The following is a 23465-nucleotide window of genomic DNA, read 5'->3' on the forward strand; positions in this document are numbered from 1 at the left end:
AGACCGGTGACGAATGACCGCCGCAAACCTGGAGCTCCGTTGGCCGATCAAGGAAAGCCTGATCGCGTACATCGAAAACCTTGACGATGGAGTGGTCGAGGTTATCGAGCCCGCCTTCCGTTCCGACCAGGGATTCCACTTTCCGAGTGCAGGCGACAACGCCGATGGTGACAGCCAGCGGTTCTTGGGAACCGTGCGCCTGAAGGGCCATTGGGGCGCTCTCGACATCGAATTGCGCGACCCACGAATCGACGTCGAAACCGACAGTGGCGCGCTTCTGGTTCGAGAGCGCGGCGGGCGAGACGGCGGCAGAATGTTGCGGTTTGCCGACCTCGTCTTCAGTGATGAGAAAACGGATGTCGATGGCTGGGACGGCAGAGAAGCCACAGCTTCTCTGACCGGTCACGGACAGATTCTGCTTGGCGGGCAGTACCGCATTGGCGAAGTACTCAGTCCGCTCCGCGTGGTGAGGCATCACGACGATGAGTAATGGCGATCGCGACTGGCGCGGAGACGTCGAGTTCGGTCGTCTCGCCTCGGTGGATCTCAACCTGCTTGTTCCACTCCTCGCATTGCTCGAAGAGGAGTCGGTGACTCGTGCCGCCGAGCGGGTGGGAATGTCCCAGCCCGCCATGAGCCACGCTCTCCAGCGGATGCGGCGGTTGATGGGTGACGAGCTGTTGGTTCGGCAAGGGACCGGCATGGTGCTCACTCCCCGGGCTATGGAGCTGATCGCACCATTGCGCGGGGCGCTCCGCCGAACCGCTCGATTGGTGAGTGCAACGGCCTTCGACCCGGCGACCGACAATCGTGAGATCACAATGGCCATGACGACGAGCACGGTATTCGTGATCGGTAGCGCGATCTCCCGACTTCTCGCGGAACGCGCACCCAATATGGTGCTGCGTCTGGTCACGACAACGATGCGATCCCCCACGATGTTCACCGATGACGGGGTGTTCGTTACCTTGCTCTCCGAAACCTTCCCCTCGCCATATCCGCGGGAGCGCCTCTACGAGGATCGATGGGTCGTGGTCGCTCCGGGCCGAGCGCCGCGGGATGCGGACGCACCGGCGTTACTGGAAACTCTCCCGCATGTCATCTTCGACGCGTCGCCAGCAAAGCTTCGTCCGTACACGATCCTCGACGAAGAGCGCGTGAAGTACTCGGTCCGTGAGAAGGTCACCGATTCACTGCTCATCCCTCATCTCGTCGGCAATGCCGGAGGTGTCGCCGTGCAGCGGCACCGGGTCGCTTCGGCATTTCGAGACACATTAGACCTGCGCGTAGAGGAGTTTCCGTTCCCGATCCAGACGCTCGGCATCGACATGATCTGGAATCCGCGATTCGCTGATGAACAGTTCCGGGTCTGGCTTCGCGCGCTCCTCGCCGAGGCCGCGTCGACGCTGCCGACCGCCTGAGACGGGGCCAGGCATGCTGCGCCAGGAGACCCGATATTCGCGCCGTGCATGAAGTGCATAACGACAATTCACTATTCATCGTGACAATTCACTTGATCTTCCGTCGCCTCGGGCTTTGACTGAAGGAAGCGGTCCGGTGCCGGGAGCTGCATGTCACAGTCGACCTGAACCCGCGCAGCGTCCGTCCCCGCCCGAAGATTCGCCCCAGACACGCTCCGGACGAATCACGAGTCACTTCCGAGGTGCCCAATGACTTCTGCAACCATCGCCACATCCGACATCGATCTCTGGTCAGATGAAACACTGGCGAACCCGTACCCCGTCTTTGCCGAGCTCCGCGAACAAGCGTCAGTCGTGCGATTGAGCACGAACGGCGTTTGGGCACTCACGCGGTATGACCCCATTCGTGACGCGCTGGCCAACTGGCAGGCGTTCTCTTCGAACTCGGTCGCCTTCAACGATGCGATGAACGGCGCTCTCGTCGGGACAACTATGGCTGCGGATCCGCCTGTCCATACCGGACTTCGAGCCGCCCTCACGGAGAATCTCTCGCCTCGTGCCTTGCGGGGACTCAAGAGCAGTATCGACGAGAAGGCGGACGTTCTGGTTGCTAACCTCGTTGAGCGCGGCTCCTTCGATGCCATGGACGACCTCGCTCGGGCGCTTCCGCTCCAGGTCGTTATCGACCTCATCGGCCTGCAGGGGGATGTTCGCGACAAGGTACTCGGCTGGGGCGAAGCGGCATTCAATGTGCTCGGTCCAATGAACCAGCGCACGGCGGAGAACTTTCCGATCGCTGGCGAACTGTTCCAGTGGGCGAGCACCCTGCAGGGCTCAGAGTTGACCGAGGGCAGCATGGGGCGCGCAATCTTCGATGCGGCCGACCGTGGTGACATCGGCGCATCCAACGCTGGTCAAATCATTCACCAGTATGTCGCCGCCGGGATGGACACCACGATCGCTGCGATCGGAAACGCGATCGCGCAGTTCGCCGCTCACCCCGACCAGTATGAGATCCTGCGTCAGGACCCGTCTCTTATCCCTTCCGCGTTCAACGAGGTCCTTCGTTACGAAGCGCTCATGCTTGCCGAGGGCCGGCTGGTCAAGGAGGACACTGAAGTTGATGGCACTCTGATCCCTGCCGGGGACCAGTTGGCCATCCTCTTTGGAGCGGGCAACCGCGACCCGCGTCACTACGACGACCCGGACGCTTTCCTCGTTCAGCGAAACCCCGTCGACCACCTGACCTTCGGTTACGGCATTCACAGTTGTGCCGGCCAGGGTCTCGCACGCCTCGAGGCGTTCGCCGTATTGAGCGCGCTGGTTCGCCGCGTCAGCAAGATCACTGTCGGAGAGCCCGTGCGCAAGGTCAACAACACCAGCCAGAGCCTCGATCACCTGCCGGTCCTCGAGTTCGTCGCCGCTTAACGAGAAATCCCCTCCCGGCTCTGGCCGGGAGGGGATTCGCACTTTAACGCTTCCGTGCCGCAGCGCCTCGGGTGGCGAAGCGCTGCTGCAGCAGAACGGCGATCACAATGATGAGGCCCTTCGCCACCTGCTGCACCGAGGTATCCAGGTTGTTCTGCGTGAACACATTGGTGAGTGTCGAGAAGATGAGGACACCGAGAACGGTGCCGACAATGGTTCCGCGACCACCGATGAGCAGCGTGCCACCCACTACGACAGCGGCGATGGCGTCCAACTCGTACAGCGTGCCGTGGGTGGAGGTGCCCGCCGTCGTTCGGCCGAGCATCATGATTGCCGCGATACCCGAGGTGACTCCGGCGAGCAGGTAGATGTAGACGAGGTGTCTCTTCACCTTGATGCCAGCCAGCCGGGACGCCTCGGCGTTGCCGCCGATGGCCACGGTGCGCCGGCCGAACGTTGTGCGGTTCAGCAGGAACCAGCCAGCAACCGCGACCGCCGCAAAGATCCAAATCAGAACCGGTACGCCCAGGAAGTCGGCGCGGATGACTTCAAGGAAGTCACGGTTGTTCACGATCTGTGTTCGTCTCCCGGAAATCAGCTCGGCAAGTCCGCGCGCTCCAACCAACATTGCAAGGGTGGCCATGAACGCCACGACATTGCCATAGGCGATGATGATTCCGTTGATGAGACCAGCAGCGGCACCGACGGCAAGCGCGACGACGACCATGAGTAACCAACTGCTCTGGGTCGCTGCCGCCTGAACAGCCGCCAGACTGGCGACAACCGAGGCGAGGCCCATGACGGAGCCGACGGACAAATCGATGCCGCCTGACGTAATCACAAAAGTCATGCCGATCGAGATCACGCCGATGACCGACGCATATCGGATGATCGTGAGGAAGTTGTTCACATCGGCGAACCGGTCACCGGCGGTGACGGTGCCGATGATGAAGAGCACCACCAGGGCGATGACGAGTCCGAGGTTTCGGCCGACGGATCCTCCCATCACTCGCCGGAAAGTACTTGGCCGCTCCGCCTGTTGTGATGCACCGGCCAGCGCTGGCTCGGAGGTGGTGGTTTGCTCGCTCACGCGGCACTTCCTTTCAGAACCAGATCCAGTACGCCGGATTCATCGATGTCGCTTGCGTTTGTTGTAGTGAGAACCTCGCCGTCGCCGATGACCAGGACGCGGTCGCTCAGTCCGAGCACTTCCTCGATCTCGCTCGACACGACGACAATCGCTGTTCCGGCCGCGGCCAGGCGCCGAATCAGCGCGTAGATTTCTGCACGAGCGCCGACGTCGACACCGCGGGTGGGCTCGTCGAGCAACAGCACCTTGGTGCCGTGTACGAGCCAGCGCGCGAGCAGGATCTTCTGCTGGTTGCCACCGGACAATGTTCGGGCCGGTCGGTCGGGATCGTCAGGTCGCAGCTCCAGCGCCGCAATCTGCTCCTTCGCGGCGTCCCGCTCGCCTCGTTCGTTCAGCACCCCACCGCGCGCGAACCGCCCGAAGGTTGACAGGGTCACATTCTTGAAGATCGGCTCGTCGAGCAGGAGTCCCTGGCTCTTCCGCTCCTCCGGTGAAAAGCCCATGCCAGCGCGCACAGCGGCGGCGACGGATCCTGCAGCCAAGGTTCGCCCGTCGATCGAAACGGTTCCGGATGTCGCCTTCCGCGCTCCATAAATCGTCTCCAGTATTTCGGTTCTTCCTGAACCAACCAGACCAGCCAACCCGACGATCTCGCCGGCACGTACCGTGAAGCTCACATCGGAGAAAGCACCACGGAGGTGAAGGTCCTGCACGTCGAGGAGTACGGGTGCGTTCGGTGCCACCGGCGTCGCCGGCGGGAAGACATTGGCAACGTCGCGACCGGTCATCAGCCGAATGAGATCGGCTGTGCTGGTGTCGGCTACGCTCAGGCCGCTCGCGGTCGACCGGCCATCCTTGATCACCGAAATTCGGTCGCCGATCTGCCGGATCTCTTCGAGCCGGTGGGAGATGTAGACGACCGCGATGCCCTGCGCTGTCAGCTCGCGGATGACCCGGAACAGGTTGGCCACCTCGCCGGAGTCCAATACGGCGCTCGGTTCGTCCATGATGATGAGTTTGGTGTCACGAGAAAGGGCGCGAGCCATGCTGACGATCTGCTTGTTCGCCGCAGACAGCTGGCTGACTTCTGTCGTGGCAGGAATGTTTCCGTGCCCAAGTCTTGAGAGCAGCTCGCGAGTGAGGCGGTTTGCTTCGCCAACCCGAAGCATCCCGCCGGTGGATCGTTCATGACCGAGGAAGATGTTCTCGGCAATGGTGAGACCGTCGACGACGTCGAGTTCCTGGTACATGGTGGCAATGCCGAGATCGAGCGCGGCAACGGGGTCGGCAATCGTGACGGTCTGGCCCTGCCAGACGATTTCACCATCGTCCGGAGCGTGTACGCCCGAGAGCGTCTTGATCAGCGTCGACTTGCCGGCGCCGTTCTGGCCGAGCACGCAGTGCACCTCGCCGGGACGCACCGTAAGGTCGACTCCCTTGAGCGCTTGCACCCCGGCAAACGCCTTGGTGATGCCGCGCACCTCAAGCAGCACTGCATGGTCATCGTTGATCATGAGGGGAACATAACACACATATGTCGATCGACAATATAAAGTCGGCGATTCGATCAGCACTTCTGCTATGGTGGGCGCGTCGATGAGGACACAGGAGCACGCACGAGGCTTTGGGGTGCCTGCGCCCCTCGTTGGCGCCCGTGCAATTCGCTCAACCTGGAGGAAACATGCTTGCACTTCGCACGTCGCGGGGAAGGATGCTCGTCACCGCGGGCTCCGTCCTTGCCGTTGCCGGTCTGCTGACCGGTTGTACCGCAGGAACCGAAACTAACAACACACAGCCCACCAATGCATCCGTCGAGGGCAACGAGGCCAGCGGCGACACCATCACCATCGGATTCTCTGGCCCCGCTGCTGACCACGGCTGGCTCGGAGCGATCAACTCGGCGGCGCTCGCCGAAGCCGAGAAGTACGACGACATCGACCTCAAAGTCGCGGAAGGAACGAACGACGCCAACCTGCAGATCAGTCAGGTTGAGGGCTTCATCAACGACAAGGTCGACGCCATCGTTTTGCTCCCCACCGACGGGGCTGCGCTGACGGAGGTTGCCATCCAGGCGATGGAGGCCGGTATTCCGGTGATCAACGTCGACCGTGAGTTCTCCAGCACCTTTGCCTCGCGCGTCACCATCCTCGGTGACAACTACGGCATGGGCGTCTCGGCTGGTACCTACATCTGTGAAGAGGTCGGCGACAACCCCGACGCTGTCGTCGCCGAGATCGCCGGAATCGACTCACTTCCGCTGACCCAGGACCGCAGCCAGGGCTTTAAGGACGCGCTCGAGGACTGCGGCCTCGAGGTCTCCAACCGGGTCGCCGCTGACTTCACAGTGCAGGGTGGCGAAGCCGCAGCGTCGCAGCTGCTCTCCGCCGCTCCGAAGATCGATGCACTGTGGAACCATGACGACGATCAGGGCATCGGCGTCATGGCTGCCATCGATGAAGCCGGCCGCGATGAGTTCATCATGGTCGGTGGAGCCGGGTCGAAGAATGCCATGGACCTGATCAAGGGCGGCGAGAGTGTGCTTAAGGCGACGGTCATTTACCCGTCCACTCAGGCCGCTGACGGTATCCGTCTCGCTCGACTGGTTGTGCAGCAAAAGGCGCTGAGTGACCTGGTCGAGATCGAGGTGCCCAACCGTATCGTGCTCAACGCGCCGGTCGTGACCAGCGACAACGTCGACAAGTACCTGCCAACGGCTTTCGAGTCGTAGGCGCTGCAGGGCGGGGCGCCGTTCGGTGCCCCGCCCTGCTCCGCGTGACCGCCCACCCATTTCCGTGATGTGTCATGGAACGCCAGAGAAAGAGGAACTGTGCCAGAAAAACCACCGCTTCGGATCGCCATGATCGGCTACGGCTTCATGGGGGCCGCGCACTCACAGGGCTGGCGGGTTGCTCCCCGGTTCTTCGACCTGCCCGCGAACCCCGAGATGACCCTGCTCGTCGGTCGCAACGCCGAAGCGGCATCGGCCGCCGCCGAGAAATTCGGCTGGGCCGAAACGGCGACGGACTGGCGTGACGCGATCGCTCGTGACGACATCGATGTCATCGACATCGTGACGCCGGGCGACTCGCACGTCGATATCGCCATCGCCGCACTCGAGGCTGGCAAGCACGTGCTCTGCGAGAAGCCGCTCGCGAACTCCGTTGAGGAGGCGCGCGCCATGGCCGAGGCTGCCGAGAAGGCCGCAGCCAAGGGCGTCTACGCGATGGTCGGATTCACCTACCGCCGGGTGCCAGCGGCGACGTTCGCCCGCGACCTCGTGGCCTCGGGCGCGATCGGCGAGATCCGCCAGGTACGCGCCAATTACCTGCAGGACTGGCTCGTCGACCCCGAGGTGCCCCTGGCCTGGCGGCTGCAGAAGCACCTGGCCGGATCCGGCTCGCTCGGTGACATCGGTGCCCACGCCATCGACCTGGCCCAGTTCATCACCGGGCAGAAGCTCACCTCGGTGAGCGGCATGCTGGAGACGTTCGTGAAGCAGCGCCCGATCCTCGCCGAGGTGTCCGGGCTGTCAGGCACCGCGTCGGAGGAGATGGGCGACGTCACCGTTGACGACCTCGCCCTGTTCACTGGACGGTTCGACGGCGGAGCGGTCGGCTCGTTCGAAGCAACCCGCATGTCGACCGGGCGGAAGAACGCCTTCCGGATCGAGGTGTCCGGCTCGAAGGGCGCGATTTCGTTCGATCTCGAAAACCTCAACGAGCTGGGCTTCTACGACGCCACGGCTCCGGCGGACCGCCAAGGGTTCACCCGGATCCTCGTCACCGAGCCGCAGCACCCGTATATGGAGGCGTGGTGGCCGACCGGCCACATGCTCGGCTACGAGCACGGCTTTAGCCACCAGGCCCGCGACTTCGTGGTGGACGTGATGGCCGGCACCCAGCCGACGCCGTCGTTCGCCGACGGGCTGCAGGTGCAGCAGGTTCTTGAGGCCGTCGAGCACAGTGCGGAAACCGGCAGTGCGTGGACCGCGACGTCCGACGCTCGCTAAGCCAATGGCATCCGTTATTTCGATCTACATTGACCGAGGAGTATTTTCATGACCCGTCCTGTCACCCTGTTCACCGGCCAGTGGGCCGACCTGCCGTTTGAAGAAGTTGCGCGCCTGGCGTCGGAGTGGGGCTATGACGGCCTCGAGATTGCCTGTTGGGGCGATCACCTCGACCCGTGGCGCTGGGATGACGCAGAGTATGTCGCGGGCAAGCTTGCGCTGCTCGAGAAGTACAACCTCAAGGTGTACACGATCTCGAATCACCTCAAAGGCCAGGCCGTGTGTGATGACCCGATCGACCAGCGGCACCGCGACATCTTGCCCGATGTCGTGTGGGGCGACGGCGACCCGGAGGGCGTGCGGCAGCGTGCGGCCGAGGAGCTGAAGAACACGGCGCGGCTTGCTGCTGCGTTGGGGGTCAAGACGGTCACCGGTTTTACCGGGTCGTCGATCTGGAAGTACGTCGCGATGTTCCCGCCAGCCACCGAGGCGATGGTCGACGCCGGGTACCAGGACTTCGCCGACCGGTGGAACCCCATCCTCGACGTGTTCGACGAGGTCGGGGTGCGGTTCGCACACGAGGTGCACCCGTCGGAGATCGCCTACGACTACTGGACGACCGTGCGGACGCTTGAGGCGATCGGGCACCGCGAGGCGTTCGGCCTCAACTGGGACCCGTCGCACATGGTGTGGCAGGACATTGACCCGGTCGGGTTCCTCTGGGACTTCAAGGACCGGATCTACCACGTGCACTGCAAGGACACGAAGAAGCGCCTCGGCAACGGCCGCAACGGTCGGCTCTCGTCGCACTTGCCCTGGGCCGACCCGCGCCGCGGCTGGGACTTCATCTCGACCGGTCACGGCGATGTGCCGTGGGAGGACGCGTTTCGGATGATGAACGCGATCGGCTACGACGGACCGTTGTCGGTCGAGTGGGAGGACGCCGGCATGGATCGACTCGTTGGGGCGCCGGAAGCTCTCGAGTTCGTGCGCAAGTTCGCGTTCCCGGCACCGGACGCCGCGTTCGACGCCGCGTTCAGCACCAAAAACTAGGTCGATCGGTCCGAAGGGTCGTTATCGCGAATCGATCGGTCGGGAAGGGTCGTTCCTGTTGACGAGGAGCGACCCTTCGGGCCGTCTCGATCAGACGAACGACCCTTTCTGCCGTCTCGGTGGTGGGCGTGAGGGCGGTGCGCGGTTCGTCGGGCCCGAGTGCCGATTGTGATGCCGGATAGTCGGCTTAAGGGCCCAACGAGCGGTGGCAGGACCGCCTACGGGGCGGTCGCGTCGGCCAGGTCGACCACCATGGCCTCGACGCTCTCGGGCGAGAGCACGTGGTGGATGGCCAACAGGCTCGCACCGAGCACGGCCGCATTGGCGCCGACGCTTGACTGCGTGATCTGCAGGTGCTGGGTCGCGAGCGGCATCGAGCGGGCGTAGACAACTTCGCGCACCCCGGCGATCAGGTGTTCGCCGGCTTGCGCCATAGCGCCGCCGACCACGATCACCGACGGGTTGATCAGGCTGATGCACGCCGTGAGCACTTCGCCGAGGTCCCGCCCGGCCTGGCGAACGGCCTGAATCGCGTCGAGGTTCCCCGAGCGCACGAGGTCCACGACGTCCTGGCTCGACGGCGACTCGACTCCGAGTGACTTGGCGAGAGCGGGTCCCGATGCCAGCGCCTCAAGGCACCCGGTATTGCCACAGTGGCAGAGGGTCTCGCCATCGCGCGACACCCGAACATGGCCGAGGTCGCCGGCCACTCCCTGGGCGCCGCGCTGAAGCATCCCGCCGGAAATAACCCCGGCTCCGATACCGGTGGCGACCTTCACGAAGATGAGGTGATCGACTTCGGGCCAGGCCATTTCGCGTTCGCCGAGCGCCATGATGTTGACGTCGTTGTCGACGAGCACCGGCACACTGAAGTGCGCGCCGAGCCAGGCGGGAACATCGAAGTTGTCCCAGCCCGGCATGATCGGCGGGTTGATGGGACGACCGCTCGAGTGCTCAACCGGCCCGGGCAGTCCAACGCCAATGGCGAGCAGGTCGCCGAGCGAACGCCCGGCCGTGCTGAGCAGGGCGTCGCCGGCCTCGATCACCCAATTGAGCACGGCTTCGGGGCCCTGAGCGACCTCGATGGCGGCACTGTCTTCGCTGAGCGGGCGCCCGGTCAGGTCACTCACGGCGATGCGCACGTGCGTCGCCCCGATGTCGGCGGCGAGCACGACCTTGTTGCCCGCGCGCAAGGCAAACTGTGACGAGGGTCGGCCGCCGGTGGACGGTGCCGTCTCGGCCGGTCCGATCAGCCCGAGCTGGGTGAGCGAGTCAATCCGCAGCGCAACGGTGGATCGAGCCAACCCGGTGAGCGTCGCCAGTTCGGTTCGGGTGCGCGGTCGACCGTCCCGCAGGATCTGAAAGATGTCACTCGTCGCGCTGGATCCGAGCGCACCGCCTGGACTTATGTCGACCATCAGGCAATTCAACCACAGCGCCCGGTCGTATGTATGGTTACTTCGTCATATGTGGTTCCGTCCTGCGGGCTCGCTGGCGGGGTTACCCTCGAAGGGTGCCCACGCTCTCCCTTCCCGCCGTCGAGCTGCTGTCGCGTGCCGACTGGCAGGCGCAGGAGCGGGCGCACGCCGAGCGCGCTGACGCTCGCACGGCCGACTGGCGGGCACGGGTGCAGCGCGGCGAGAAGCATCCGGTCGAAGATTTTCTCTTCACGTACTATCCGGTCAAGCCGTCCCATTTGCGCCGCTGGCACCCGGGCGCTGGCGTTGCCCTCGAGGCAGCCGGTGAGGAAGAGCGTGCGGACTGGCGATGGTACGAAACGGATGCCATGGGCACCGTAACCGTCACTACGGCAGCTTTTCTTACGGCGAAGTCGGCATCGGTCGATTTCATCGAGAAACTTCTCAACCGAACGGCCGCACGGGTGGGGCAGTTCGGCTGCTTCGGACTGCACGAGTGGGCCATGGTGTACCGCCAGGGCGAGCACCGGCATGACGTTCCGCTGCGGCTCGGTCAGAGCGGAACCGACGAGGTCGTGCAGTCACACCGCATCGCGTGCTCGCACTTTGACGCATTCCGGTTCTTCACGCCCGAGGCCGTGCCGCTCAACCGGCTCGCGCCGACCCGCGACAACCAGCCCGAACTCGAGCAGCCCGGCTGCCTGCACGCCGGGATGGACGTCTACAAGTGGGCGATCAAGCTGGGCCCGCTCGTGCCGGGTGAGCTTCTCCTCGATACCTTTGACCTTGCCCGCGATATCCGGTGGCTCGACATGCGCGCATCGCCCTACGACGTCTCGGCGTGGGGCGCGGAACCTGTGGCCATCGAGACGCCCGAGGGCAAGGCCGAGTACGTGCGGCAGCAGCGCGGATTTGCCGAGCGCTCGAATGCGCTTCGCGCGCGGGTCGTCGAGGCGATTCGCGTGGCCCGGGCGACGGCTCACTAAACGGCCGAATTCGGTATGCCCGACGACCGTCAGCTCCGCGAACCGGTCAACGCGAGCGTGCCACCGAGTCCGATCATGAGCACTCCGCCGGTTCCAGCGAGGGTGGACACTCGCCGGGGTGACCGGGCAAACCACTGCCGGGCCGTGCCGGCGGCGAGAGCCCACACGCTGTCACTCGCGAGCGCGAGGGTCTGGAAGATCACGCCGAGAACAAGGAGCTGTGCCCACACCGCTCCGGCTGCCGGGTCGACGAACTGGGGCAACACGGCCACGAAGAAGGCGATGGTTTTCGGGTTGGTGAGTCCGACGAGAAACCCCTGTCGAAGCAGGGTGGCGGTCGAGATGCGCACCGGTGCCAGGTCGGGCAGGTGCGCCGAGCGGTGCCGAATCGCCTGGACACCGAGCCAGACGAGGTAGAGGCCGCCGACAATCTTGAGCGCCGTGAACGCCAGCACCGACGACGCCACGAGAGCCCCCACGCCAAACGCGACGGCAACCACCGCGGGAATCGTCCCGAGTGCGTTGCCCACGACGCTCAGCACTCCGGCTCGGCGACCCAGGGCGATCGACCGGCCGATCACAAACAGCACGCTGGGCCCCGGAATCACAATGAGCGCAATCGATGCCAGCGAGAACGCCAGCAGTGTGGGGATCCCAACCATGAGCGAAACGTACTCCACATCGGCCGGTGCCGCCCCTCCCGGGCCGCCCGACTCGGGACTAAACTGCGCCACACGACGGCGCAAAGGAGCACACCATGATTCCGGACATCAACTACTGGGCGGTTCTTGTGGCCACCCTCTCCAGCATGATCGTCGGGTCGATCTGGTACACCCCGAAGGTCTTCGGTACCTACTGGATGAAGGCCGCCAACGTGACCCCCTCTGGCGACGCCAAGGACGCGGTTGGCCCGATCGTCGTGACGGTGATCGTCAGCTTCGTCACCGCGTGGGTTCTCGCCGGCGCCACCTACCTGTCGTGGAGTTTCTACAGTGGCAGTTTCTTCGTCAACGCCCTGCTCACCGGCATTATCCTCTGGGCCGGGTTCACGGCTGCACGCTTCATCACCCACGACGCGTTCGACCGGCGACCCTCTGGTCTCACCGTACTCAACGTCGCCCACGAGTTCGTGACCATCGTGATCATGGCGCTGATCATCGGGGTATGGCCGCCGAACCTCGGCAGTTAGCGTGTGGCGGTGGTTCGGCGCTCGGGAAGCGGCCGGGGAGCACGCACCCGCGCAATCACCGTGACGAGCACGATCGCCACGACGGCGATGATCGCCGTGATCGCGGTCGGCGTTGAGCGCAGGTCACCCGCGAGGCGCCCCACCGCAACCCAGGCGATGCCCCAGCTCAGCGACGCTGACGGCGCGAGGCGACCACGGCTGTAGAGCGCAAGGCCCATGCCGATCAGCCCGGCCGCCACGATGAGAATGACACCCCAGGTGTCGGGGGAAAGCCCGAAGCCGTCGAACCCGGCGGCCTTGAGCACGGCGGCCGTATTGGCGACCGTCGCGATGGTCACCCACCCGAGATAAAGGCCGACCGTGCCGTCGGTGACGATCGCGTCAACAACGGTCCGCGGCCGGCTTGCGCGCGTGATGCGAAACGCCCAGATCAGAACGAGCAACAGGATCACGATCACCGGCAGGCTCGCCCAGAGCACATCGAACTGCACACTGAGAATCCACGCGGCGTTGAGCAGCAGCGACAGCACGACCGGGTAGCCCAGTCGACGGTGCCGTTCCGCGGTCTTTTGCGCGGGCAGCGCCTGCCAGATGGCATAGGCGATGAGCCCGGCGTAAATCACCGACCAGATCGCGAACGCGGGTCCGTCAGGGGCAACCGGCGTCGCATCGGCCGAGAGCGCTCCTCCCGATGCCTCGGCGATCGGCTGCCCGCCCGCGGCCCCCGAGCCGATGAATCCCCCGATCAGGGCGATGGTTGCGCTGGCCAGTACAACGATCTGGCGGAGTCGGTCGTTCTGCGACATGAGCTGTCCTTCCCGATGACGACGCGATCGAACGCGTCGAGCGTTCTTCGACCCTAACAAGGCAGTTTCGACAAGAAATCAACCTTTCGAACGGTGCTGGAAGATGCATTAAGGCGCGAAAAAACGGATGCCGCCACGCGGCATCCGTTTCGATAGCGGGTAACGGGAGGATCGAGCCCGACTACGCGGCGCGGGTCATGTCACGTTTGGTGGGCGTGGCACCTTTGCGAGAGCCGACGACTGAACCGGCGACGATGGTGCTGTCGCGGTCGATGCGGGCACCCGGCTCCACGGTCACGTTTTCGCCGATGCGGCAGTGGCTCTCGATCTGAGCGCCGACTCCGACGACGGTTCCGGCACCGACGTGAACGTTGGCGCCCACAAACACACCCGGTGCGAGCACCGCATCGCGGTCAATCCAGCTGCCGGCGCCGACCCAGCAGCGTCCAGCCACCGTGGCTCCGGGCTCTACATATGCTGTGGGGTCAAGGAATGTGGTCGGATCAACTTTGGCGGTGGACGCGACAAAGCCTCGGCCGTTGCTGTGGCGACGGTACTTCGCGATGTCGCCCGCTGAGGACTCGATTTCTTCGAATACTTTGCTCATGATCTCCTAACGGCGCTGTTCCGCGACAAGACGCGGAGTTTGTGCGCTCTCTCCATCAACAGCGGGGAAGAGCCGTGGATTCCTCCTACTCAGTGATCTGTCAGGTGACACTCAGGTGCCGTGCGCCACCGCTTCGAAATCGCCACGTCGGCACGGCAGATCTGTCGTGATCTGCGCCACTTCCGCACCGGGCACGGGATGTCAAGCGTCGGTGATGTGGTTGTGAGTGAGGAAACGGGATTGTCATGATGGACTATGGCCACCGTCTTTCCCCCGTTGATCAAGGACGACTCCGTGTCACTCCTCACTCGCGGCTACGGCTTTGGCGCGCACATCTGGCGCAGGGCGTCACGTGGAGCGAGATCGGTGCCGATGCGTTTGCTCGGAGACAAAGCCTTGCTGGTTCGAGGTGCCGAGGGTGTCGATCTCTTCTACGACGAGAGTCGCGTCATCCGTCACGGTGCAATGCCGGCCATCGTGCAATCGACGCTCTTCGGCAACGGATCGGTGCACAGCCTCGACGGTGACGACCACCGGCACCGGAAGGCGACATTCATCGATGTGGCCTACGACGACGCGCAGGTTGACCGATTGTTGCCACTGTTCGAACGCGAGTGGCGGAGAGAACGAGAGGCGTGGCTGTCTGGCGGCCGCCGGACAGCGTACGACGCAGCGGTCGGCGTCTTCGGGCGCGCGAGTATGACTTGGGCGGGGCTGCCCGGAACGGCCGGGGCGAAGACCCGGTGGTCGTCTCGGTTGGCGCAGGTCGTCGACGGCTTCGGAGTTCCGTACTCACCTGAGTACCTGCTCGCCGTGGCGAACAGGCGCTGGTCTGACCGGCATTCGCAACGTCTCATTGAAGCGATGCGTTCCGGCACCATCGATGCCGACGAGGGCACCGCCCTCTCCGAGTGGGCCTGGCACCGCGACCGGGAGGGTAATCTGCTGCCGCCACGGTTGGCGGGCAGGGAGCTGCAGAACAGCATCCGACCGATGATCGCCGTGGCCCGCTTCGTTGCCTTCGCTGCCAAAGAACTGCACGACAGGCCTGAGTGGCGGCAGCGCATCGCGGAGGAGGCCGAGGAGCGCGGCACTGTTATCAACGGTCCTCTCGCGACCGCTTTCGCACAGGAGATTCGTCGCACGGCTCCGTTCGTCCCGATGCTGCCCGGGTGGGCAACGACTGATATCGAGCTCGACGGTGCCCGGGTGCCCGCCGGCGGTCGAGTGGTGCTGGACATCCTCGGTACCGATACGGATGACCGCTCATGGGAACGCGCCGATGAGTTCCGCCCCGAGCGATTCATCGGCATCGACGACTACGAGGCTCTGCCCGCTTTCATTCCGCACGGAGGCGCCGACCCGGCGACGGGGCACCGCTGCCCGGGGGAGAAGCTCGCCATCGCTGGACTCGCTTCGGCCATCGCGACGCTGAGCGATCCACGCCTCATGATTCTGGATTCGGGCCTCGGTGTGAACCGGCGACGCCTGCCAACCAAGCCGGCGTCGGGTGGCCGAGTGCGCGCTGAAGGTGCCCCCGCACGGTGCCCGTTCCACGGGTCGTGAGACGAGAGTCCCCTCGCCAGAAGAGTCGTTGCCCGGCGTGCCCGAGAACAGCAAACCACCGCTGACGGCTTCGAGTTGCAGTTCGGCACGAACCATCTCGGCCACTTCGCTCTCACCGGTTTGTTGATCGACCGGCTCCTGGTCGCGCCGGATTCTCGTGTCGTCACGGTCAGCAGCACGGGGCATCGCATCCAGGCCGCCATCCACTTCGACGACCTGCACTGGGAGCGCTCATACAGCCGAGCCGCCGCCTACGGCCAGTCCAAGCTCGCCAACCTGATGTTCACGTATGAACTGCAGCGGCGGCTCGCTCCCCACGGCACGACGATCGCCGCTGCTGCCCATCCCGGCATGTCGAACACCGAACTCACGAGGAGCATTCCAGCCATCCTTCGGGTACCCGTGACCTGGCTCGCGCCGCTTTTCACCCAGAAGGCGGAGATGGGCGCGCTCCCGACGGTGCGCGCCGCCACGGATCCCGCCGTCCTTGGAGGCCAGTACTACGGCCCAGGTAACCGAGGGGAGGTCCGCGGTTATCCGAAGCTGGTTACGTCCAGCCAGGACTCCCACGACCAAGCCATACAGCAGCGGCTGTGGACGGTCTCTGAGGAGCTCACCGGAGTAACATTCCCCGTGGCTGCGCCCGCCAGCTGAACGAGTCGCCCGCGCGATCAGTCACCGTTGGATGTGCGCGACGTCCAATCAGGTACTCGCAGGGGTGAACTTCCTGAGGCGTCAGCAGCGATCCTGTCGGCAGTTCCCGTATCTCTTGCACGCTGAGTGTGACACTCAGATCCTGATGCGGAGTGTTGCCTCACTCCTTCGACAGGTACCGGCGCGCCAGCAGCACACCGATCACGGCAGCGACCAGCGAACCGAGGACCTGGCGATTGCCCTCGCGTTCGCGACCATTCCAGCCGCCGGTTACCGTGGCATCCGCTGTGGATGGTGGTGAATAGAGCGCGCCGCGCGTTGCCGGAGCCGACTTCGTGAGCGACAGGTGGGTCTTGTCGGTCTGCTGGGCCATTTGTGCTTCGACCGCGTTGGGTGTCTTGCGGTGCTGGGCGACGAGCGATTTCGCGATCGGGCCACCCGCGATGACTTCATTCTCGGGCTTGCGCGAGACCTTCACGATGGCCTTGGCCACGATCTCCGGCGAGTAGACGGGCGGCATGGCCTTGACCTCGCGGCCGGTGTAATTGGCCGCGTGCCGGAAGAACGGCGTGTCGATAGTGGCCGGGAGGATCGTCGAGACGGAGATGTGTTTCTGCTTGGCCAGCGCGAGTTCCGAGCGCAGGCTGACGCTGAGCGCACGCACGGCGGCCTTCGCCATTCCGTAGGGCGCGGTATACGGCTGCGGAACCTCGGCCACGATGGAGGCGACGTTGATCAAGCTGCCGCGTCCCTGTTTGGTCATGACGGCCAGTGCGGCTTTCGCGCCGTAAATGTAGCCCATCATGTTGACGTTGAGGACGCGGCGAAGGTCATCGAGTGGCATCTCAAGGAACGGGGCGAAGACCGAGACCGAGGCGTTGTTGACCCAGACGTCGATCCTGCCGAAGGTAGCGACGGTGCGGCGGGCGAGGGCCTCGACCTGGCTGGCGTCGGTCACATCGGTCTGGACGGCCAGGGCCGACCCGCCGAGTTTCTCGCACTCGGCGGCGAGTTCGGCGAGGGCCTGAGCCCGGCGGCTGGCGAGCACGACGGTTGCTCCGCGCTTCGCGAAACGGAGGGCCGTCGCGCGGCCGATACCGCTCGATGCCCCGGTGATCACAACTACTGTCTTCGACGACATCCCAGTTCTCCTTCGGCTGCGCCGGGCGGCGCGTTCTTCCACGGTGCGCGTTGTCGCGGTGTGCGGTCAAGAGGTGGTCAAACGGGCGCCGGTGGGTTAAGCGAGGGGCGACGAGGCCGGGTCAACGGCACCACTCGAGCAGCTTCTCGGCTGGCCAGGTGGTGATGATCCGGTCAGTCGGAACGCCCAGGCCGTCGGCGCGCGCGGCGCCAAGGTCGAGCAGGCCCAGTTGACCAGGCGCGTGCGCATCGCTGTCGATGCTGAACAGGCAGCCCGCGTCGAGCGCGAGGGTGATGAGCTCATCGGGAGGGTCCTGCCGTTCGGGGCGCGAATTGATTTCGACCGCGACGTTGTTCTCGGCACACGCCGCAAACACGGCCTTCGCGTCGAACGCCGACTGCGGTCGGGTTCCCCTGCTGCCCTGGACGAGCCGACCCGTACAGTGTCCGAGTACGTTGGTGTGTGGAGAACGGATGCCTGCAAGCATCCGTTTCGTCATTTCACGCGAAGGGGTGCGGAGCTTGGAATGCACGCTGGCTACAACCACGTTGAGCCCGCGGAGGACGGTGTCGGACTGGTCGAGGTCGCCACTTTCGAGGATGTCGACCTCGATGCCGGAGAGCATGCGGAAACCGTCGAAGCTCTCGTTGAGCGTGGACAGTTCGTCGAGTTGCTGGGTGAGCCGCTCGGTGCTGAGGCCGTTGGCGATGCGGAGCGAGGGGGAGTGGTCGCTCGCCACGAGGTATTCGTGACCGAGCCGTTCGGCGGTGCGGGCCATGGTGGCGAGATCAGTGGTGCCGTCTGACCAGTAGCTGTGGCTGTGTAGGTCGCCCTTGAGCTGGGCCCGCAGTTCGGCGCCGACCTTGGTGACCGGGCCGCCGATGCGTTCGCGCAGGTCGACGAGGTAGTCGGGCACATCGCCAGCGACCGCCTGCTCGATCACGGTCCAGGTGGTGGCTCCGATGCCCTTGCGGCGTTTGAGGCTGCCGTCCTCAACGCCGGCCTCGATCTCGTCATCGGTGAACGCCTCGATCGCCGCGAGCGCGCCACGGAACGCCTTCGTCTTGTACGGCGATGCGAGGTTGCGCTCGAGCAGGAACGCAATCTCGTCCAGGGCGTCGGTGGCCTTCATGGGAGTGGCCCTCAGTCCGCGTCGATGCTGTCGAGGAGCTTTCGGAGCGCCTCCCGGATGTCGTCGTGGTCGTATTGCCCGGCACGGCTCTCGCCGGAGATGATCGCGCAGCGGTGCACCTTGCGGAAGTCACCGAACGGAAACTTGTAGTGCCCCTTGGTGTCGTCCGGGTGTTCATCGTCGACGCCGAGGTGCCACTTCGAGTACTCGGACCAGTCCTTGTTTGTGATGAGTTTGTTTTCGTCGTCGGCAGATGGCGCGTGTTCGCTCCAGTCGTCGCGCTCGTCTTTCACAACTTTGCCGTCCTGAACGAGCTTCTTCGCGTGGCGGAATGCGGTGTCGTTGAGTTTCACTGCCATGTCGGCTCCTTTCGCGGTCGTGGTGGTCAAGCAAACGCGAATCGGGTTGCCGGGCGCAAGCCCCTTCCGGAACGCTAGTTCGCCTGCTCGACCGTGACCCGGCCGTTGGTGGTGCGGGCGGTGATCGATCGGTCCGCGTCCGGATCGGTGCGGATGTCGGCGGTGTCGACCTTGCCATTCGTCGTGTCCGCGTCCACTCGATAGCTCTCGTCGTCGTCGGGCACGCTCACCGAGATCTCGCCGTTGGTGCTGCGCGCGGAGACGACATCGGGGGCTGCCGAGAACTGCATCTGCACCGTTCCATTGGTCGTTTCAGCGTCGACGTTGGGTGAGCTGGCGTCGGCGAGCTCAATGCGCCCGTTTGTGGTTTCCAGGTCGAGGCGGCCGCTCGACTCTTCGATGCGGAGCGTGCCGTTGGTCGTCGAGAGGTCGAGGTTTCCGTCGAGCCCGGTGGCGGTCACGCTGCCGTTCTGTCCGTCAAGCTCGACATCCAATTCGGCCGGCAACAGCACCTCGACACGCACAGAGCAGCGGTTGAAGAGGAACCATCCGCGCGGGCAGCCGCCCGAGATCTCCGTTTCGCCGTCGTCGTTCGTCCCGACGGACAGCCGTGGCTTCTCACCAGAGGAGGTGCCCCGCATGGTGACCTGCACCTGCTCATCGTCGCTCGCACCCAGCGTTATCGCGGCATTCGGGAGATCGATGGAGACGCTGGAACCGGCATCCGCTCGCTTCTCTGACAGGACGGCAGAGCTGTCACCCGAACCGGCCACGACGCTCCGGATCGCGTTTGTCAGACCGATGGTGAACACGACGATGAGCGCAAGGATGACGAGCGGTATGCCGATCAGCAAGGTGAGGCGAAGGCCGCGGGACATCCGCCGTGGCTGCGGTGCCGGGGGGTAGGGAGAGGTCATGGAGTGCTCCGTTAGTAGTCGATTCGACCCGGGTGCTCGGCCCAGGCTGCGAAGGGGGCGAGCGGGTCGTCTGCCGAGCCGGCCGTGATCGGGATAGCCGGCGCCACACCGTCGAAGTGCTCGTGGAAACGTGTGTCGTCGAATCCAGCGCGGTCGGCGTCATGCCGATCGGCCGCGAAGACGATGGCATCCACGCGCGCCCAGAGCGACGCGGCAACACAAAGCGGGCAGGGCTCGCAGCTGGCGTAGAGCGTTGAGCCAGTGAGATCGAACGTGCCGAGTTCGGCACAGGCCCGGCGAATGGCGACCACCTCGGCGTGCGCCGTCGGGTCGTTGTCTGCGGTCACCCGGTTCGTTCCACCGTAAATCCGGCCTTCGGCGGTGACCACAACGGCGCCGAACGGCCCGCCACCGCGCGCCACGTTTTCGACGGCGAGTGCGACGGCCGAATTCAGATAGGCGGATGCCACGGGGTCGACAGGATCGGACATGCTCCAACGTTCCCACACCGACGTTCCGCACTGAAGGGTCGCTCCAAAAAAGCCTTGACGCGGGTGAGAGGCGGATCTACCCTTTAACAACCATCAAGTTGATAAAGCGATTGGTTGATTATGAGTTCGAGCACCACCACTGACGACCAGCTCGATCGGGCGTTTATGGCGCTCGCCGATCCGGTGCGTCGGGCGATCGTTGCGCGGTTGAGCAGGGGCGCTGCGACGGTGAACGAGCTCGCCGAACCATTCGCGATCACCAAACAGGCGGTCTCCAAGCACATCGCCGTGCTCGAGCAAGCCGGGCTCGTCAGTCGCTCCCGCGACGCCCAGCGGCGCCCGGCCGCGCTCGTTCCCGAGGCGCTCGAGCGGCTCACCGCCTGGATCGACACCTACCGGCTCACCACCGAATCACGCTTCCGCCGGCTCGACGACGTTCTCGCCGGCACCCCGTCATCACCCCCACAAGAAGAAAGGTAAAGAAATGACGAATCCAACCACGATCACGGCGCCCGAAGGTCTGCCCATCGTCGAGATCACCCGCGACGTCGACGCTCCCGTCGACGCCGTCTATCGAGCACACACCGACCCGACGCTCGTCGTCCAATGGCTCGGCCCTCGTGGATACGAGATGGACGTTGAGCGCTGGGACATCGTGAAAGGAGGCGGCTACCGCTACATCCAGCGCGATGGCGATAACTCCTATCCGTTCAACGGTGTTGTGCACTCCGCGTCGGTCGAGACCGGCATTGTGCAGACCTTCGAGTACGAGGGGTTCCCCGGAGCGGTGAGCCTCGAGTTCATGGTGTTCGAGGACCTCGGCAACGGACGAACCCGCCTTCACGGCCGTAGCGTGTTCCCGAACCTTGAGAGCCGCGATGGAATGATCGAGTCCGGCATGGACGTCGGTGTGAACGAGGGCTATGAGCGGCTCGACGAGTTGCTTGCGAGCCCAGTTTCGGCGTGACGCGCAGGTGCTCCCACGCGCGAAGGCGGGCAGGCTCGAGCGAGAGCTTGCCCGCTTTCTCGTGTGGAGCTTCGCTCAATAGCCCTCGCGCCGCCGCGGCGACCGCGGCGCGGGAGGCGCCGGAACCTCCTTGGCGGCAATCACCCGGTCAAATCGCACGGTCTCCATGCCGCGCTTACCGGCGATCACGCAGGCGCCGTCATCTGCGCGCATGAACCAGCCCAAGGCATCCGTCGCCTGACCATCATCGAGCAGGTAGCGAATCACGACGCGCGTGCCCTCCGTGGTGCGGCGGAGAAAATCGACGGCGTCAGCGTTCATTCTTCCAGCATCGCACGCGCCCCTAGCCGCCCCGAATCAGCCGGAGTAGCCTGACCCCACCACGGACGAAGGGGTCTTCCATGCCGAACATCACGGTCACAACTCCCGGCGCACCCTGCTGGCTCGAACTCACCACCTCTGACCCCGCGCGATCGCAGGAGTTCTACAGCTCGCTTTTCGGCTGGGACGCTGAGACCGGCGACGAGGTGCTCTACGGCGGCTATGTCAGCTTCAGCTCAACCGGTCGGCGCATCGCCGGTGCGATGCGCAAGCAAGATGGTGCCCCCTATCCCGACGCCTGGTCGGTCTATCTTTTGACAACGGATGCCACGGCGACCGCCGCCGCTGTTGCCGAAGCCGGCGGCATGAATATGTTCGAACCGCTGGCCGTGCCTGACATGGGCGTGATGGGTTTCGCTACTGATACCACCGGCGCGACGGTTGGCTACTGGCAGGCCGGCGAGCACACCGGGTTCCAGGCGGAGCGGGAGCACGGTGCCCCGGTCTGGTGCGAGCTGCTCGCGAAGGACTTCGACGCCGCCGTCGGGTTCTATGAGAAGGCGTTCGACTGGACACTGAGAGACGAGGGCAACACCCCGGATTTTCGGTACAAGACGTTCGAGCGCGACGGGCAGCCGTTCGCGGGCATCTACGATGCGTCGAGTGATTCGGCCGTTGGCGACGCGTCGAGCTGGGCCGTGTACTTCGGCGCCGACGATGTCGACGCGACGGTGGCGCGGGCCCTCGAACTCGGTGCGACCGTGAAGGACGAGGCCGAAGACACCGAGTACGGGCGCATCGCCACGGTCACCGACCCGACGGGAGCGGTGCTGCGGCTAATGTCGTTCTGAGTCGGGTTGCTCGCGCCGCTGTGTGACTTCACATGTCGCAAAACCGCGGTATCGCCCCGTCATACCGCTGAAACGCGGCATCCGAAGCACCGGGCTCGGCGGCCGAGTTCGCTCAGCGACCGATCAGCGGAAACACCTCGGTCGCGAACCGGCGGTAGCTCTCCTCGGGGTCGTCATCCCCGGCGACGATGACGATACAGTCCGCACCGGCCTCGGCCCACTGCGTGACTGTGCGGGCAGCGTCCTCAACGGTTCCAGCAACCGCGAGCGACTGGAGGATCTCATCGGCGAGTGTGCCGCTGCCGTCCGCGCCGAGTCCGGCGATCCCGGTGAGGTTGTCGTACACGCGGAGATCGATGAGTTCCTGCACCTTGGCGCGCACCCGGTCGAGGGCTCCGGCCCGGTCGTCACCAATGCTCGTCACCGTCAGAAGGAGTACCTCGGACGCCCCGCCCGCCGCCGCCATCTCGCGGTGAGCCCAGCGGATCGCATCCGGTGTGGCCAGCTCCGGCAATAGAACACCATCCGAGCTGCGGCCGGTGATCTTGAGGCCCGTCGGCCCCGTGGTCCCGAGGAAGATCTGTGGCACGTGCTCGGGCGGGAATCCGAGAGTCACACCGTCGAGGTTCACGTGTGTTCCGTTCATCGTGACGGTTTCGCCGTCGAGCAGGCGACGCAGGGCAACCGCCGTCTCCTCGAGTGCGGCGAACCGCCGCGGAACACTCGCCCCGATCTGGTCCATCCACGACGGGATCCCGTGTCCGAGTGCGATCGACAGCCGGCCAGGTGAGATCCGAGCTAGCGCCGCAATCTCCATAGCCGCGGTCGCCACGTTCCGGGTGACGGCGGGAAGCAAACCGATGCCCACCTGGATGCGGGTCGTCACAGCAAGTGCCGTCGCCGCCATCGCGATGCCGCCCGCCCAGGGCAGGTCCTCACTGAACCAGAGCTCGTCGAAACCGGCGTCCTCGGCCCAGCGAGCGAAGTCGGGCAGTCGCTCGGGAGCCCAACCCGGTTCGAACCGAACACCGAGCCGCGGGGTCATCACAGTCGTCATGC

The 23465-nt window shown here is 64.8% G+C and carries 25 protein-coding genes and 1 pseudogene; 13 read left to right on the forward strand and 13 right to left on the reverse strand.

The genetic code is table 11. The annotated features are described in order from the left end of the window. Nucleotides 1-13: 13 nt before the first annotated feature. The 3 genes from L1277_RS05710 (at nucleotide 14) to L1277_RS05720 (ending at nucleotide 2849) form a co-directional block, all read left to right on the forward strand. Nucleotides 14-490: an HtaA domain-containing protein gene (locus L1277_RS05710; protein WP_253375401.1), complete on the forward strand. Its 477-nt coding sequence runs from the start codon at nucleotides 14-16 to the stop codon at nucleotides 488-490. Further along, the gene (locus L1277_RS05715) at nucleotides 483-1421 is read left to right on the forward strand and encodes a LysR family transcriptional regulator (protein ID WP_253375402.1); all 939 of its coding nucleotides are present in this window, start codon (nucleotides 483-485) and stop codon (nucleotides 1419-1421) included. Before L1277_RS05710 ends, L1277_RS05715 begins: the two co-directional genes overlap by 8 nt. 249 nt (nucleotides 1422-1670) lie before the next feature. After that, nucleotides 1671-2849: a cytochrome P450 gene (locus L1277_RS05720; protein ID WP_253375403.1), complete on the forward strand. Its 1179-nt coding sequence runs from the start codon at nucleotides 1671-1673 to the stop codon at nucleotides 2847-2849. A gap of 43 nt (nucleotides 2850-2892) precedes the next feature. Here the strand turns inward: L1277_RS05720 and L1277_RS05725 are convergent, their stop codons facing one another. Further along, nucleotides 2893-3939 (reverse strand): ABC transporter permease, encoded by a 1047-nt coding sequence (locus L1277_RS05725; protein ID WP_374110167.1) that lies wholly within the window; start codon nucleotides 3937-3939, stop codon nucleotides 2893-2895. Continuing rightward, the gene (locus L1277_RS05730) at nucleotides 3936-5453 is read right to left on the reverse strand and encodes a sugar ABC transporter ATP-binding protein (RefSeq protein WP_253375404.1); all 1518 of its coding nucleotides are present in this window, start codon (nucleotides 5451-5453) and stop codon (nucleotides 3936-3938) included. The genes L1277_RS05725 and L1277_RS05730 overlap by 4 nt, the downstream gene beginning before the upstream one ends. Nucleotides 5454-5620: 167 nt before the next feature. Between L1277_RS05730 and L1277_RS05735 the strand changes: the two genes are divergently transcribed. The 3 genes from L1277_RS05735 to L1277_RS05745 all read left to right on the forward strand — a co-directional run bounded on the left by L1277_RS05735 (nucleotide 5621) and on the right by L1277_RS05745 (nucleotide 9001). Further along, entirely contained in the window at nucleotides 5621-6667 is a 1047-nt protein-coding gene (locus L1277_RS05735) for a substrate-binding domain-containing protein (RefSeq protein ID WP_253375405.1), read from the forward strand. Between the two features lie 129 nt (nucleotides 6668-6796). After that, nucleotides 6797-7948 (forward strand): Gfo/Idh/MocA family protein, encoded by a 1152-nt coding sequence (locus tag L1277_RS05740; protein WP_253375910.1) that lies wholly within the window; start codon nucleotides 6797-6799, stop codon nucleotides 7946-7948. 48 nt (nucleotides 7949-7996) lie between these two features. Beyond that, nucleotides 7997-9001, forward strand: a complete 1005-nt coding sequence (locus L1277_RS05745; protein WP_253375406.1) for a sugar phosphate isomerase/epimerase — start codon at nucleotides 7997-7999, stop codon at nucleotides 8999-9001. A gap of 218 nt (nucleotides 9002-9219) precedes the next feature. Here the strand turns inward: L1277_RS05745 and L1277_RS05750 are convergent, their stop codons facing one another. After that, entirely contained in the window at nucleotides 9220-10419 is a 1200-nt protein-coding gene (locus L1277_RS05750) for an ROK family transcriptional regulator (RefSeq protein WP_253375407.1), read from the reverse strand. A gap of 95 nt (nucleotides 10420-10514) precedes the next feature. Here L1277_RS05750 and L1277_RS05755 point away from each other — a divergent pair, with 95 nt between their 5' ends. Continuing rightward, a complete protein-coding gene (locus tag L1277_RS05755) occupies nucleotides 10515-11405 on the forward strand; it encodes a 3-methyladenine DNA glycosylase (protein ID WP_253375408.1) in 891 nt (296 codons plus the stop codon). 29 nt (nucleotides 11406-11434) lie between these two features. On the opposite strand, the gene L1277_RS05760 is transcribed toward L1277_RS05755, so the two are convergent. After that, nucleotides 11435-12067: a LysE family translocator gene (locus L1277_RS05760; RefSeq protein WP_253375409.1), complete on the reverse strand. Its 633-nt coding sequence runs from the start codon at nucleotides 12065-12067 to the stop codon at nucleotides 11435-11437. Between the two features lie 95 nt (nucleotides 12068-12162). Between L1277_RS05760 and L1277_RS05765 the strand changes: the two genes are divergently transcribed. Next, nucleotides 12163-12594 carry a DUF1761 domain-containing protein gene (locus L1277_RS05765; protein ID WP_253375410.1) on the forward strand — a complete coding sequence of 144 codons (432 nt, stop codon included), beginning with the start codon at nucleotides 12163-12165 and terminating at the stop codon, nucleotides 12592-12594. On the opposite strand, the gene L1277_RS05770 is transcribed toward L1277_RS05765, so the two are convergent. Next, nucleotides 12591-13400, reverse strand: a complete 810-nt coding sequence (locus tag L1277_RS05770; protein ID WP_253375411.1) for a tryptophan-rich sensory protein — start codon at nucleotides 13398-13400, stop codon at nucleotides 12591-12593. The two genes, L1277_RS05765 and L1277_RS05770, sit on opposite strands and share 4 nt — an antisense overlap. Before the next feature lie 181 nt (nucleotides 13401-13581). Beyond that, nucleotides 13582-14007, reverse strand: a complete 426-nt coding sequence (locus tag L1277_RS05775; protein WP_253375412.1) for a DapH/DapD/GlmU-related protein — start codon at nucleotides 14005-14007, stop codon at nucleotides 13582-13584. Nucleotides 14008-14301: 294 nt separating this feature from the next. Between L1277_RS05775 and L1277_RS05780 the strand changes: the two genes are divergently transcribed. Both L1277_RS05780 and L1277_RS05785 read left to right on the forward strand, forming a co-directional pair. After that, complete coding sequence (locus tag L1277_RS05780; protein WP_253375413.1) at nucleotides 14302-15573, forward strand: cytochrome P450; 1272 nt, start codon at nucleotides 14302-14304, stop codon at nucleotides 15571-15573. Between the two features lie 57 nt (nucleotides 15574-15630). Continuing rightward, a pseudogene (locus tag L1277_RS05785) lies at nucleotides 15631-16227 on the forward strand (oxidoreductase); the annotation flags it as partial. Between the two features lie 160 nt (nucleotides 16228-16387). On the opposite strand, the gene L1277_RS05790 reads toward L1277_RS05785, so the two are convergent. From L1277_RS05790 to L1277_RS05810, 5 genes are all read right to left on the reverse strand, one after another. Next, nucleotides 16388-17368, reverse strand: a complete 981-nt coding sequence (locus L1277_RS05790) for an SDR family oxidoreductase (protein WP_253375415.1) — start codon at nucleotides 17366-17368, stop codon at nucleotides 16388-16390. A gap of 121 nt (nucleotides 17369-17489) precedes the next feature. Further along, a complete protein-coding gene (locus tag L1277_RS05795; protein ID WP_253375416.1) occupies nucleotides 17490-18500 on the reverse strand; it encodes a PHP domain-containing protein in 1011 nt (336 codons plus the stop codon). 11 nt (nucleotides 18501-18511) lie between these two features. Next, a complete protein-coding gene (locus L1277_RS05800; RefSeq protein ID WP_253375417.1) occupies nucleotides 18512-18859 on the reverse strand; it encodes a hypothetical protein in 348 nt (115 codons plus the stop codon). Between the two features lie 74 nt (nucleotides 18860-18933). Continuing rightward, the gene (locus tag L1277_RS05805; RefSeq protein ID WP_253375418.1) at nucleotides 18934-19776 is read right to left on the reverse strand and encodes a DUF4097 family beta strand repeat-containing protein; all 843 of its coding nucleotides are present in this window, start codon (nucleotides 19774-19776) and stop codon (nucleotides 18934-18936) included. Between the two features lie 11 nt (nucleotides 19777-19787). Next, entirely contained in the window at nucleotides 19788-20267 is a 480-nt protein-coding gene (locus tag L1277_RS05810; protein WP_253375419.1) for a nucleoside deaminase, read from the reverse strand. A gap of 120 nt (nucleotides 20268-20387) precedes the next feature. On the opposite strand from L1277_RS05810, the gene L1277_RS05815 reads away from it, so the two are divergent. After that, nucleotides 20388-20747: a helix-turn-helix transcriptional regulator gene (locus L1277_RS05815; protein WP_253375420.1), complete on the forward strand. Its 360-nt coding sequence runs from the start codon at nucleotides 20388-20390 to the stop codon at nucleotides 20745-20747. 4 nt (nucleotides 20748-20751) lie between these two features. Then, nucleotides 20752-21234 (forward strand): SRPBCC family protein, encoded by a 483-nt coding sequence (locus L1277_RS05820; RefSeq protein ID WP_253375421.1) that lies wholly within the window; start codon nucleotides 20752-20754, stop codon nucleotides 21232-21234. Nucleotides 21235-21309: 75 nt separating this feature from the next. On the opposite strand, the gene L1277_RS05825 is transcribed toward L1277_RS05820, so the two are convergent. Continuing rightward, complete coding sequence (locus L1277_RS05825) at nucleotides 21310-21555, reverse strand: hypothetical protein (protein ID WP_253375422.1); 246 nt, start codon at nucleotides 21553-21555, stop codon at nucleotides 21310-21312. 80 nt (nucleotides 21556-21635) lie between these two features. Between L1277_RS05825 and L1277_RS05830 the strand changes: the two genes are divergently transcribed. Continuing rightward, the gene (locus tag L1277_RS05830; RefSeq protein ID WP_253375423.1) at nucleotides 21636-22406 is read left to right on the forward strand and encodes a VOC family protein; all 771 of its coding nucleotides are present in this window, start codon (nucleotides 21636-21638) and stop codon (nucleotides 22404-22406) included. Between the two features lie 112 nt (nucleotides 22407-22518). On the opposite strand, the gene L1277_RS05835 is transcribed toward L1277_RS05830, so the two are convergent. Continuing rightward, nucleotides 22519-23463, reverse strand: a complete 945-nt coding sequence (locus tag L1277_RS05835; RefSeq protein ID WP_253375424.1) for an LLM class flavin-dependent oxidoreductase — start codon at nucleotides 23461-23463, stop codon at nucleotides 22519-22521. Between the last annotated feature and the right edge of the window lie 2 nt (nucleotides 23464-23465).

Source organism: Okibacterium sp. HSC-33S16 (assembly GCF_024171565.1).
Classification (GTDB): domain Bacteria; phylum Actinomycetota; class Actinomycetes; order Actinomycetales; family Microbacteriaceae; genus Mycetocola_A.